Here is a 12,250-nt window from a genome sequence, read left to right on the forward strand (position 1 = left end):
TTTGGGAGGGCGGACGCCCGACATACACCGTTTTGCTGGTGGCAACAGTGAGGAAATTGGCAAATGCGATTGCCCTGGTTGCTGCCCGCTCTCTGCTTGACATCTCCATCGCTGCGTCGCCTGCGCCTTGCAGGAGCCTGCTTGCAACCATGTTTCACAAGCTTCTCCCTACTTCCGCATAAGTCGCGGATGTGTGCGGCGATCAAAATAGATCTTGCCATCCTTGTCCATCAACCAGACATTGGCGGTCAGATGACGATGTACCGGCTCCTCCCCTTGCGCCACCCGTATCCGATTGCGACGACGGGTCCGCCGATTGGCCAAACGCTTATCTTGCTTCTCCGAATCTGCATGTGTGCTGCCACGAAGAGAATGTTTACGACGAGATCTACTCATCCGAGGTGATTTTCTCCTTGCACAAAGCGCGTTAGATTATAAACTAGGATCCTTTTTTCGGATTATTTTCCATTTTGACCCCTGATACTAATAACCGAAAGCATCACTACATGTCTGTTATCCTCCATGCTCATTTTGATCCTCTCAATAATCGTGCTGAACCACTGTTCGATGGAACCAGCAGTCATGCTTTACAGGTTGCCCATTTAGCCGCACGCTTTGCAGAATCGATGATTCCTGCCCAGCACTCCTCCCTGCAGTTGGTTGCCCGGGAAGCAGCACGCATGCTCGGCCTATGGCATGATCTGGGCAAAGCCTCTGCGCATTTTCAACACTATCTGCATGCCGTGGGCGATCCGCACAACCTGGAAAAACAGGGGCGCATTGACCACTCCAGCGCCGGTGCCCAACACTCTGCCAGCACCATTCCCTTTTTTGGCACTCTGCTGGCTTTTGCCATTGCAGGTCACCATACTGGCCTGCCCGACTGGCATGGCGACAGTGAGGGCACCTTAAAAAAACGCTTACACAAAAAAACAACTCCCTGGCAGGCCAACACACCAGCCGAGCTTTTGGTAGGCGATCGTCTGCAGCAGGTGACCAGACAAATGACCTTGCCACCTGATCCCTTTGCCATCGCATTTTTGCTGCGCATGCTCTTTTCCTGCTTAACCGATGCCGATCTTTTGGCGACCGAGGCATTTTTGGATCCGCAACGCACCAGTCAACGCCATCCCCCTCTCCCGTCAATGGCACAACTGGTTGGCCATCTGGAGCGCTACCTGGCAGAACGTTTTGCCCAAAGCGAAGGAGAGGTGAATCGCCAGCGCCAGAACATAGCCTCTTTCTGTCGGCAAGCAGCCGATTTACCCCCTGGATTTTTTTCTCTGACTGTACCGACGGGAGGAGGAAAAACTCTCTCCGTATTGCGTTTTGCCCTGCATCATGCACAGATCCATGGCATGCAACGAGTGATTTCAGCCATCCCTTTTACCAGCATTATAGAACAAAACGCCCAAATATACCGCACTCTTTTCAACCCCTTGGGCGAAGGAATCCTCTTGGAGCAACATGCGCATCTGGATCCAGATGATCCCGAAACAATGCGCAACCGCCTGGCCGCAGAAAACTGGCAAGCACCCCTCATTGTCACCACCAATCTGCAATTTTTTGAAAGTTTTTTTGCCGCCCGTCCTGGTCGCTGCCGCAAACTGCATCATATCGCTCGTTCTGTCATCGTGTTGGACGAGGCACACGCTCTGCCAATCGCCCTTTTGCAACCTGCTTTGGCCCTCCTCAAGGAGTTGGTGAGCCGGTATGGTTGCACGGTGGTTCTCTGTACGGCAACCCAAGCGGCTCTGCAGCACAGCCAGGAGTTTTCCATTGGCTTGAAAGAGGTGCGCGAGATTATTCCCGACCCGGTGGCACTGCATCAGGCACTGCAACGGGTACAGGTCAGGCAGTGTGGAACGCTTTCTCTACTGGAGACGGCACAACGCATGGCTGCGCTTTCCCAGGTTCTTGCCATCGTCAACAGCCGTCATCATGCCCGAGAGCTCTTTGGCACTTTGCAAACGCTCACTGCGGATAGAGAAGAAATTTTTCATCTCAGCGCCTCAATGGTTGCGCAGCACCGCCTGGCGGTATTGACAGCCATCAAAGAGCGATTGCAGACAGGGCGCTCTTGTCGGGTGGTCTCCACCACTCTAGTCGAGGCAGGAGTCGATTTGGATTTTCCTGTTGTCTACCGAGCATTAGCGGGATTGGACAGCATTGCCCAAGCGGCTGGCCGCTGCAATCGGGAAGGAAGCATGGTTGAACGGGGAGAAACGCTGATTTTTCTGCCCCAGGAGAGCCATTTTGCAAACGAAGGCGCTCTCAAACAGGCTGCAGATCATGCCTGGGAAATCATGCAACTGCCCTCCTACCAAGAAAACCCGCTCTCCTTGGCAGCCCTTGAGCACTATTTTCGTCTCCACTATTGGCAACAAGGGGGCAGCCATGGCAATGGCTGGGATCAAAAAAATATCCGTTCCTGTTTTCAGTTGGGAAGCACCAAAGAGCCTTTTCTGTTTCATTTTCGCACTGCCGCCGCCCTGTTTCAAATGACAGACAGCCCACAGATCCCGATCATTGTTGCCTTTGACGCAACTGCCCGGCACGAATTGGATCTTTTGCAACGTCTCAACAAACCAGAAGCCTCACTGCTTCATACCGCCAGTCGTCGCCTGCAACCTTATATCGTCACTATCAACGCACAGGAATATCAAACACTCACCAACCTGTTGGCCGTTACCACGGTTCATGAACGATTTAATGTATTGTTGCAACCGGAATTATACTATTGTTCGTTAACCGGCTTGCGCTTGCCAGAAGAGGAACAGGAAGCTTGTGAATAATCGTTACGAGCATACTCATGGGCAAGGCGCAGAGGCATGAAACACGCTCTGGAGAGCCTGGCAGAATAGTCAACCAACAAGGAGCAATAGATATGATTGTGGTGCCTGCCGATCGTTTGAGCCCTGCGGCCCTGCAATCGGTCATCGAGGATTTTATCACCGTGCAGATGCCGGAGGATTGGTCTGCCGAGGAACCGGTTGCAACCAAGGTGGCACAGATCAAAACGATGATCAGCAGGGGCCTGATCGAAATCCGCTTTGATCCACAGACGCAGTCCTGTGGGCTGTTTGAAAAGGTGGAAATCTGATAACTGTTCACCACCCAAAACAACTGCGGGTCCAGGGAGGGCACCTCCCTGGCCGGGTCCAGGGATGGAATCCCTGGGATTTTGTTTTTAATCTTTTGCCTTTGGCGCGCCTTTTACAACAAGCCGACGCGCTTTTTGCGTCGGCGCGGCGCGCCTAATGGAAGCAAGCTGTGCGGATGGGCGCGCTTTTTTGCGCCAATGCGCACAGCATCCCCATGGGGGTAGAGCTGGCGAGCCAGCACGAATCTGAATAGTTACGAAATCTGATGATCAACACTCCTTACCGATATGCGCAATACACCGATATGCGCAATACAATGATGTTAAAAATAATTTTTTTGCAGACCAAGAAAAACCCTTGCGAGCCATCAAATCAACAGGGAAAATCAGCACATATTTTATTGAAAATCAGGGTTGGATAATCTCCCTGCCACGCCTGAAGCTCCATCCGGCCATATAAACCGCGTGGGACAAGCCGACAAAAACTGTTCTGAGTGTGCTCACACTCTGAAAGAGCGTATGATCGAAACTACTCATTCTGGCTGACAGGAGCAACCATCCAATGGATTGCAAGAGCCTCACAGCCTGGCGTGTGCGGATTGACCTTGACCAACATGCCGAGAGCTGTTTTTTCTGCACTCAGCATATACCAACCTTTTTGGAGAAATAGCATGCCCGCCTTGTTTGATCCGCTTTCTTTGGGCGCACTGACATTGCCCAATCGCATTTTGATGGCCCCCCTGACCCGGTGCCGAGCGGAAGCAGGACATATTCCAGGTGCGTTAATCGCCGAACATTATGCCCAACGCGCCAGTGCAGGACTAATCATTGCCGAAGCCACAATGGTGATGGAGGGCCATTCCGCTTTCTGGAATGAACCGGGCATCTATTCGGAAGAGCAGGTGTTGGGATGGAAAAAAACCACCCAAGCGGTACATGCGGCCGGTGGCCGTATTTTCCTGCAACTCTGGCATGGCGGCCGGGCCTGTCATCCTCTTCTGAACAATGGTCACCAACCTGTGGGAGCCAGCCCTATCGCCATCAGCAACGACGAAGTGCACACCCCTGAGGGCAAAAAAGCCTATGTCGTACCGCGTGTGCTGGCAGATGAGGAGCTGCCACAAATTGTCGCCGGCTTCAAACTGGCCGCCACTCATGCCCTGTCGGCTGGCTTTGATGGCGTCGAGGTACATGCTGCCAATGGCTACCTCCTGGATCAATTCCTGCGCGATGGTGCCAACCAACGACCTTCCGGCCCATATAGCGGCCCTGTTGCCAACCGGGCAAGACTTTTGCTGGAGGTGGTCGAAGCCGTCAGTCAAGTGTGGGGCAATGGTCGGGTAGGTGTACGGATTTCGCCGCTTAACAGCTTCAACAGCATGCGCGACAGTGATCCCATCGGCTTGGCAACATGGCTTGCCAAACGTCTCAACGACTATCCGTTGGCCTACCTGCACGTCATGCGGCGCGACATGTTCCAACAACAAACTGGTGACATCATGACCCCGATCCGTACCCACTACCGGGGTGTGCTCATCGGAAACATGGGCTATTCCGCCGAGGAGGCTGCAGAGGCCATTGCACAGGGAGCACTGGACGCAGTCGCCTTCGGCGTACCCTTCCTGGCCAATCCCGATTTGCCAGCCCGTTTTCGGGCGGGAGCAGCGTTGAATCAAGCCGATCCCGCAACATTTTATTCCTCTGGAGCAACAGGATACACCGATTATCCGACACTGTCGGCCTGAACGACAGGAGCTGTAACCGCCATGCCTGCATACGCCCGATTCATCTTTCTGGGCAGTGTCAACGCCTGTTTGGCTGTGGCATTGGGCGCTTTTGGCAAACATGCCTTGATGCCCCTGTTGTCCGAGGCAGCCATGGAGACTTGGCGTACCGGCGCCTATTATCATCTGCTTCATGGGATGGGATTGGTCCTGGCAGGATTGGTGGCAGAACGCGCCCCTCATCCACGACGGGCAGTCTGGGCAGGCTGGCTATTGCTGGCTGGCACAGTGATTTTTTCGGGCTCCCTTTATGCCATCGCACTGACTGCAATGGGCATTCTGGGAGCCATCACACCGATCGGCGGACTTTGCTTTTTGGCCGGCTGGCTGCTGTTGGCATGGTCAGCACGCCCCGTGCGCTCATAAAATCTTGATGCCGTGGCTGGTTCGCCAGCCACGCTGTACGACCACATTGCCAAACTACAGCAGATGCCTCTGCCAAGCCAACACGCCCGAAGTCAGCACCGCTATCCATCCAAACAGACCAACAGGAAACTGTCGCACCAATCTCCAATCAGCAGATGACGGCAAGGCGTTCTCTATAACCACCACCATTAAAAAAAGATAGACGGCATAATTCCAAGGCGTGGGTTGCAGATACAGATAGAATTTTCGGTGAATCAACCATGCCAGCGGAAGCAACGACAATGGTGCTATCCCAATGGGCAGGGCGTTAAAGGCGTTGATGCGGGCACAAACAACCTGGCCGAAGAGAAACCCCTCTGCTGTGCGCTTTGGCCAAACCGAGAAGCGTTTAGGTTGTCCACCCAATATGAGGGCAATCACATAATGGGCAAGTTCATGGAACACCACACCCACAAAATTGACCAATGCCGCCGACCACAAACTGCGGCAGTGCAAATGTTTGATCCGGCCGATCAATACCACCAATACCACACTGATAAAAAAATCAGCATGATTGGCTCCCGACCAAATACCAGATCCACTGGTTACCATGTTGCCTTCAGCAGCTTATCCACTACTTTTGCCACTCCTAAAACCGGATTCAGTTATCATTTCCATCACTATCATTTGCTGCCCAAAAATCCATCGGTACCATATAGAAACGCAAGCAATCTCGAAAATCTGCGCACACAGTATCCGCTTGCCACAGCAGCAAGCCAAATTGTGGGCAAACAGGCACCCCCCCTCCTCTCCTCTGTCACTTGTGCTGCTCTTCCCGCTCACTCCTCCTGCTCGGTATACCATGGTGTCGCTGGCTGTGGATTATTGGGCAGAACATCCATCACCCCCTCCTCCAAGCGCATATTGGCCTCGGAAAGCTCCTGTGTGCGCTTGTCTAATAATTGCGCCAACCTCTGGTTGAGCTCGTACAACTCGCGATTGCGCTCTGACAACTGCTGAAACAGGCCATTCAAAGCCTCCAACAAGGCCGATGTGGCCGGATCACGACTCTCCGACGCTGCAAAAAAAGCCTGCTCCGCAGAATAGCCTATCGCTAATAAATTGACCTGCTTGGCCATCACCTGATCGGTCCCCAGAATATGATAGACAAGCCACTTGCTCAAAAAAGTCAGCAATATCGTCGCAGCCTCTCTTATCCCCCTCGTGCCGTCTTGCCGCAAATAGGTCACCTCCTGCAAAAAAAGAGCATGCTGCCGACTATGCTCCTGAAAATGCCGATAATCTATCTGCCTCTCCTGCATCAACTCCTCTTCTTCACGAAAATGATACACCGCATAGGCTGCAAGCGCTGAAAAAAGATATTCTATATCCTCTTCACGCTCCCCCTGCCGCTGTACCATCTCACCTAAATGATTCAATATATTTACTAAATGATGGTGCTGCTCATCTACCAAGCCAATGCCAGTTGTGAAATAGTGCTGCCAATGAAAATATTCCATTCCCTTCACCCCCAAGCTGGGAAACCCACTCGCTCCATAATACACAAACGCTCCCTTCACCTCACCCACCGCACATCTGCTCGCACCCTCTTGCTGGCACAATTTTATAGCACCTGTACCCTCTTCTCACTGCTGAAAATTGACATAATCGTACTATGCAAGCGTTACGCAAAATGTGCAAGCAGAGATTCCCCCAGGGTAATCGCATTTGCAAACCAGAAAATTATTACGGAGGTCCAGGAGGAGATTATCTCCTCCTGGTGGGAGCAGGGCAAAGCCCTGCTGATAATGTGCGGCGTTTCTACAGAAGCGAATGCGAAGCATTCGCGCACGCCGCACCGATTTGTGCCCCGCAGGGGCACTCTTTGGGAGGGCGGACGCCCGACATGCACAGTTTCGCTTGTGGCAACAGTGAGGAAATTGGCAAATGCGATTGCCCTGGAGATTCCCCTAGCCGAGCGACCATTCCTTGCCGCACATATTTCTTGACATCCCTTTGGTAGCATGATCTTCTAAAAGTTCATTTGGACACGATTGTCTTGCCACTACACCCCCTCTTTTACCCTGCTTGCACTGCGGAGAGCGCTCATGGTGATCATGGTGCACGAATTGCACATTATTATCCTTGCCCTGCTTCTGCTCTTGATTCTCCTGAGTGTGCGTATTGTCCCCCAAGGGCGCGAATATACCCTGGAGCGCTGGGGACGCTATATCCGTACCCTCACCCCAGGATTCAACCTGATCATCCCAGTTTTTGATCGTGTTGGCAGCAAAATGAATATGATGGAACAGTTGCTGGATGTCCCCTCTCAAGAGATCATCACCCGCGATAATGCCATGGTGCGCGTCGATGGTGTGATCTTTTTCCAGGTACTCGATGCCGCTAAAGCCGCCTATGCCGTCAGCCATCTCCATCTCGCCATCCATAACCTGATTACCACCAATATTCGTACCGTGATGGGTAGCATGGATATGGATGAACTGCTCTCCAAACGCGATGAGATCAATGCCCGCCTGCTGCGCGTGGTCGATGAAGCAACCCATCCCTGGGGAGTCAAAGTGGCCCGTATCGAAATTAAAGATATTACCCCGCCTAAAGATATGGTCGAGGCCATGGCGCGACAAATGAAAACCGAACGCAACAAACGGGCGGCCATCCTCGAAGCAGAAGGGGTCAGACAGGCGGAAATTCTCCGCGCCGAAGGCAAAAAACAGGCGATTATCCTGGCTGCTGAAGCCAATCGCGAAGCTGCATTCCGCGAAGCAGAGGGCAGAGAACGGCGTGCCGAAGCCGAAGCGCAAGCCACCCGCATGGTCTCCCAAGCCATCGCCGAAGGAGATATTCAGGCCGTCAACTATTTTGTTGCCCAACAATATGTCGAAGCTCTGGGAAAACTGGCCAGCGCAAAAAATCAAAAGCTGATCTTTCTCCCCCTCGATGCCTCAAGCATCCTGGGAGCATTGGGCGGAATCAGTGAATTGACCCGCAACGTAGGAGGTCATAACAAATAAAGAGCGACACAGCCTGACAATAAACAGAGCCTTACACTCTCTGCTGCTCAACCGCAGTTGCCAAAGGCATCTCTACCGTGGCCAACTCCGTCAACAAGAGCGCTGAACGCTCTGCCAAGCGTTGTTGAAAGAGTCGTGCCACCTCTGAGTGACAGGAAAGCAGAAAGGCAAAGGCTGCTGGGGAGACTTCCAACAGCTCCACATCCCCCGCCCCTGCGCGCACTGTCGCCGTGCGCGGCAAGCCCGAAAAGAGGGTGATCTCCCCTACCCAATCGCCGCTCGCCACCCGAAACTCTCCTGCCCCTGCCTGCATCTCTGCCAGCTCTGTACGTCCCAACAACTCCCCCCGCAGATGAATATATCCTGAACGACTCTGCTCTCCTAAACGCAACAGCTCTTCCCCCGGTCCAAACAGTCGATAACGCAACAGCCCGGCAAACTGCCGCACCATCTCTTCGGTAAGCAACAACTGCCCCTGCTCTGCACACAAATAGCGCGTGACAAAACCACTCTCCTGCAGCAACTGATAGAGATCGACTGCCGGAGCTCTCCTGACACTTTGCCACGAGGAGAGGCTCGCCACATCCGCCCCTTGCACGGTCAACACACTGCCCATATACAAACCCTGTCGCTGCAGAGCATACCAGACCCGCTCCTGTACCAACCCCTCGATACGGCTGCGATCGTGAAAGGTGCGACTCCAAAAACGCAGCCGATAATAGATGCACTGTTCACGACAACTGGCTACCATGGCATCGGGCTGTTTATAACTGCAATCCACTTCGGCGACACTGTGCGCTGCCTCCCGCAATGCCGCAAGAACCATGGCGGGTGAGAGTGCATAATCCAGAGGAAAATCCAACTGATGGCGACGCAAAGGCGAATGCCAGCTCATGTTGTTGATCAGATTATGGGCAATCATGCTGTTGGGAATAATATAGATATGCCCGCCGGTGCTGCGAATACGGGTCTCCCGCCAGTTGCGCTGAATAATCTCACCCTCTTTATCGCCAACCGCTATCCACTGTGCAGGTTGGGCAGTGCCGGTCACATTGATGGAAATACCTGCAAAAAAGTTACCCAGTACATCGCGCAAAGCAATACCCACCAGGGTGGCCAACAAGGCGGTCGAGGTCAACAGTTGGGCGGCGTTGAGATCCATGGCAAACTGCAACACCAGCAACAGCGAGGCTGCGACTATCAGCATGCGCCCGCTCAGCCATAACAGGCTGCGCCCGGCAGGCAGCTCCTGACGCAGTTGGCTGGTATAGAGGCGACCAATCCCCTCGCTGAGATTGAACAAGAGCAACAGGGCCCAAAACAACAACCAGACATCCCGATAATGGGCCTGTGGTTGCCACATGCCAAAAGCTGCTGGAAAGGCCAACAACAGACCCAGACAGAGTCCACTCCATAACAGCATGCTCAAAGGCAGAGCCAGGGAGGAGAACAATTCGGCCCAGGGAGAGCTGCTCTGCCGCAAACGACGCAAGGGGATGGCAATGGCGGTAACAACCAACAGGCCGGAGAGCAAAGCACTGAACAAGAGGGACAACCAAAAGGGGTTGGACATCACTCACCCTGGGGCAGACGGCTTAACAGCCGATTGAAAGCCTGAGCCAAAGCCTTGAACTCGCCGGGATAGAGATGCTCTGGCAACGGCGCCACCCGCTGCCCCTCGGCCAGAGCCTGCCACTGTTGCGCCAAATCCCGCACAGCCGTTAGGGTATCGACCACCGCGTTCAGCGTCTCTGCCACCGCAGTAAACTCCCCAGGAACAGGGGATTCGACTTTGGCGGGGACAGTGCCACGAGCAATCAAGAGCAGAATCAGCAACAAACGATCCGACAGCAGACGTACTGCGCGCACCTGGTTGACCAGAGTACGCATGGCATTGGCCAAACCGCCCAACTCATCGCACCCCCCAAGTGGAATCAACGCATCCCAATGGCCGGCGCTGACCGATTGGGCAAACTGCTGCAAGGTCTGCAAGGATCGGGAGATAGAGTGGAGAATAATGGCACACACCAGCGCACAGATAGCCACCGTCAACAACGAAAACAGCAACAAAAAGACCGCTGACTGCTCCCCAAATGATTGGGTATGCTCTGCGCGCTGCTGGGCTGCCTGTTCGCTGACCTGGCGAATCTCATCGATCAATGGCTCCACACTATGGATAGCCTGACGCATCTTTTCGTTCAAAAGATGATTTTGTTGCTCGCGCGCCACCACCGCTTGCCAATGGCGTTCATAATCGTTGAGCAGACTCTCTTCCTCTTTGCCGAGCGTTTTGCCCGGTAAACGACCCAACAGGGTGCGCAACTGCTGGAGTGCCTGCCCTACCTCCTGAACCGATTGGCTGTCGCGGGCCAACCAATAGCCCTTTTCACTCTGCCACAACTGCACCAGTGTTGCTCCCGCCTCGGGAGCGCGCAACCATCTACCCATGGCACGAGAAGCCTGATGCAGGGGAGCTTGCAACCCCTCTTCATCATGCAAACCAAACTGTTGGTAGCCATCGGTCAGGCTTTGCAGAGCCTGCAGATAGCCGTGCATGGCCTGGATAATCTGTTGCGCCTTGTCGGCAACCGCCTCATCCTCTCCGGGACGACGCAATTGAATCATCTCCTGGGCGTGCTGAATCGCCCTCTGTACCGCCTGACGCAAAGGATCAAGCAGTTTGAGATCTTTGCGTAAGAGAAAATCTTTTTCCAGACGACGCGCCTGCAACATCTGCACGGCCACTTCGCTGGCCAAATGTTGAACACGGATTTCGTGGCTGCGCAGAGAGTGATTTTGGCTCAGAGTGCGTTGCAGAACCAAAGTATAGGCGGTAGTGACTGCAACGAAAAAAAAGAGCGTAAAAGCGATGGTAAAGGCCAATTTGCTGCTGATACGCATCCGCGAGAGCATGGTTATTGTTCCAATAGTTTGAGCAAACGCAACAGATCATGCCAGCCATCGCGACGACGGCTGGGAGCGCGTAGATAAAAGGCGGGATGATAGCTGGCAATAAGCGGAATACCACGCCAGTGATAGGATTGTGCGCGTGCCGAACCGACTGTGCCGCTGTGCCCGGTCAGACAGAGGATGGCAAAACGACCCAGACAAAAGATCACTTTCGGTTGAATGATCTCCAATTGCCGAAACAGATAGTCTTGGCAGAGGGCAATTTCACTCACCTGCGGATCACGATTGGCGGGTGGACGACATTTGATCACATTGGCGATAAAAATCTCCTCCCGTTTGCGTCCGATGGCCTTCAGCATCTGCTCCAACAATTTGCCCGCAGCACCGACAAAGGGTTCACCTTGCTGATCCTCTTCCGCTCCAGGGGCTTCACCGACCAAAACAATGTCGGCCAGCGCTGAGCCTACGCCAAAAACAGTCTGGCTGCGGGTGCTGGAAAGCCGACACTTTTGGCACGCCGCTACCTCCTCTGCCAACTGTTGCAACAGTTGGGGACGTTGCTCGATCGGCGGCGCCTCTGGCATGGGCAACTGTCGCTCTGCACCAGAAAGATGAAAGGCGTGCTCATGACTGGCCTGAAGGGGAGCCGATTGCGCTCCTGCTGAAGAAGCTTGGGGAGAAACGGCAACCGCTTGCGAAAAAACAGCGTGCGGCATGGCATTGCTTGCAGAGTTGTTGACGGCAGTGCTGTTGACAGATGTGCTGTGAGCCGTTGAGCTGTTGACTGTTGCAGGCAAACGCTGGCGATGAGAGAGAAACTCCAGGCTGTCACCAGAGCGAAACAGCAGACCACTTTCGATCCAATAGGCCAAGGTGGCGCGCCACGCCTCCCCATAACCGGTTGCTTCGCGAACCGATTCCTGCTGTTCGCTCTCCGCAGCCAACCCTCCCTGCGGCGGACAGAACGCCGAGGAGTTGCCTTGATTCTGGCTGGGTTGGCGACGGAGCGTACTCATCGAAAATAATTTTTATTGTACTGTACTGTTTTCCACCATTCCCAAAGCCTGTTTGTAGAG

At 53.8% G+C, this 12,250-nt stretch carries 11 protein-coding genes; 5 read left to right on the forward strand and 6 right to left on the reverse strand.

Going from position 1 to position 12,250, the window contains the following annotated elements; translation table 11 throughout:
• Positions 1 to 168: 168 nt before the first annotated feature.
• Entirely contained in the window at positions 169 to 396 is a 228-nt protein-coding gene (locus EJP87_RS09260; protein ID WP_130471584.1) for a hypothetical protein, read from the reverse strand.
• A 110-nt stretch (positions 397 to 506) separates the two neighbouring features.
• Between EJP87_RS09260 and EJP87_RS09265 the strand changes: the two genes are divergently transcribed.
• The 4 genes from EJP87_RS09265 to EJP87_RS09280 all read left to right on the forward strand — a co-directional run bounded on the left by EJP87_RS09265 (position 507) and on the right by EJP87_RS09280 (position 5,253).
• Entirely contained in the window at positions 507 to 2,795 is a 2,289-nt protein-coding gene (locus EJP87_RS09265; protein ID WP_130471585.1) for a CRISPR-associated endonuclease Cas3'', read from the forward strand.
• Between the two features lie 92 nt (positions 2,796 to 2,887).
• Positions 2,888 to 3,103 carry a YheU family protein gene (locus tag EJP87_RS09270; protein ID WP_193771262.1) on the forward strand — a complete coding sequence of 72 codons (216 nt, stop codon included), beginning with the start codon at positions 2,888 to 2,890 and terminating at the stop codon, positions 3,101 to 3,103.
• Between the two features lie 671 nt (positions 3,104 to 3,774).
• Complete coding sequence (locus EJP87_RS09275; protein ID WP_130471587.1) at positions 3,775 to 4,848, forward strand: alkene reductase; 1,074 nt, start codon at positions 3,775 to 3,777, stop codon at positions 4,846 to 4,848.
• Positions 4,849 to 4,869: 21 nt separating this feature from the next.
• Positions 4,870 to 5,253 (forward strand): DUF423 domain-containing protein, encoded by a 384-nt coding sequence (locus EJP87_RS09280; RefSeq protein ID WP_130471588.1) that lies wholly within the window; start codon positions 4,870 to 4,872, stop codon positions 5,251 to 5,253.
• 54 nt (positions 5,254 to 5,307) lie between these two features.
• Here the strand turns inward: EJP87_RS09280 and EJP87_RS09285 are convergent, their stop codons facing one another.
• Entirely contained in the window at positions 5,308 to 5,844 is a 537-nt protein-coding gene (locus EJP87_RS09285) for a hypothetical protein (RefSeq protein WP_130471589.1), read from the reverse strand.
• A gap of 227 nt (positions 5,845 to 6,071) precedes the next feature.
• A complete protein-coding gene (locus tag EJP87_RS09290) occupies positions 6,072 to 6,821 on the reverse strand; it encodes a bacteriohemerythrin (RefSeq protein WP_153188669.1) in 750 nt (249 codons plus the stop codon).
• 528 nt (positions 6,822 to 7,349) lie between these two features.
• Here EJP87_RS09290 and EJP87_RS09295 point away from each other — a divergent pair.
• Complete coding sequence (locus EJP87_RS09295; RefSeq protein WP_130471594.1) at positions 7,350 to 8,264, forward strand: SPFH domain-containing protein; 915 nt, start codon at positions 7,350 to 7,352, stop codon at positions 8,262 to 8,264.
• Between the two features lie 31 nt (positions 8,265 to 8,295).
• Here the strand turns inward: EJP87_RS09295 and EJP87_RS09300 are convergent, their stop codons facing one another.
• The 3 genes from EJP87_RS09300 to EJP87_RS09310 are packed head-to-tail and all read right to left on the reverse strand — an operon-like array spanning position 8,296 to position 12,190.
• On the reverse strand, positions 8,296 to 9,837 hold the full coding sequence (locus tag EJP87_RS09300; protein WP_130471591.1) for a mechanosensitive ion channel domain-containing protein: 1,542 nt from the start codon (positions 9,835 to 9,837) through the stop codon (positions 8,296 to 8,298).
• Entirely contained in the window at positions 9,837 to 11,177 is a 1,341-nt protein-coding gene (locus EJP87_RS09305; RefSeq protein ID WP_130471592.1) for a HAMP domain-containing protein, read from the reverse strand. The genes EJP87_RS09300 and EJP87_RS09305 overlap by 1 nt, the downstream gene beginning before the upstream one ends.
• Positions 11,178 to 11,179: 2 nt before the next feature.
• A complete protein-coding gene (locus tag EJP87_RS09310; protein ID WP_130471593.1) occupies positions 11,180 to 12,190 on the reverse strand; it encodes a uracil-DNA glycosylase in 1,011 nt (336 codons plus the stop codon).
• Positions 12,191 to 12,250 lie beyond the last annotated feature (60 nt).

The sequence above is a fragment of the Candidatus Magnetaquicoccus inordinatus genome (assembly GCF_004217665.1).
In the GTDB taxonomy this organism is placed as follows: domain Bacteria; phylum Pseudomonadota; class Magnetococcia; order Magnetococcales; family Magnetaquicoccaceae; genus Magnetaquicoccus; species Magnetaquicoccus inordinatus.

Excerpts from the sequence above, each read along its gene's own strand:
- EJP87_RS09280 (WP_130471588.1), top strand. The coding sequence starts at position 4,870 with ATGCCTGCATACGCCCGATTCATCTTTCTGGGCAGTGTCAACGCCTGT.
- EJP87_RS09295 (WP_130471594.1), top strand. The coding sequence starts at position 7,350 with ATGGTGCACGAATTGCACATTATTATCCTTGCCCTGCTTCTGCTCTTG.
- EJP87_RS09310 (WP_130471593.1), bottom strand. The coding sequence starts at position 12,190 with ATGAGTACGCTCCGTCGCCAACCCAGCCAGAATCAAGGCAACTCCTCG.
- EJP87_RS09305 (WP_130471592.1), bottom strand. The coding sequence starts at position 11,177 with ATGCTCTCGCGGATGCGTATCAGCAGCAAATTGGCCTTTACCATCGCT.
- EJP87_RS09265 (WP_130471585.1), top strand. The coding sequence starts at position 507 with ATGTCTGTTATCCTCCATGCTCATTTTGATCCTCTCAATAATCGTGCT.
- EJP87_RS09300 (WP_130471591.1), bottom strand. The coding sequence starts at position 9,837 with ATGTCCAACCCCTTTTGGTTGTCCCTCTTGTTCAGTGCTTTGCTCTCC.
- EJP87_RS09270 (WP_193771262.1), top strand. The coding sequence starts at position 2,888 with ATGATTGTGGTGCCTGCCGATCGTTTGAGCCCTGCGGCCCTGCAATCG.
- EJP87_RS09260 (WP_130471584.1), bottom strand. The coding sequence starts at position 396 with ATGAGTAGATCTCGTCGTAAACATTCTCTTCGTGGCAGCACACATGCA.
- EJP87_RS09285 (WP_130471589.1), bottom strand. The coding sequence starts at position 5,844 with ATGGTAACCAGTGGATCTGGTATTTGGTCGGGAGCCAATCATGCTGAT.
- EJP87_RS09275 (WP_130471587.1), top strand. The coding sequence starts at position 3,775 with ATGCCCGCCTTGTTTGATCCGCTTTCTTTGGGCGCACTGACATTGCCC.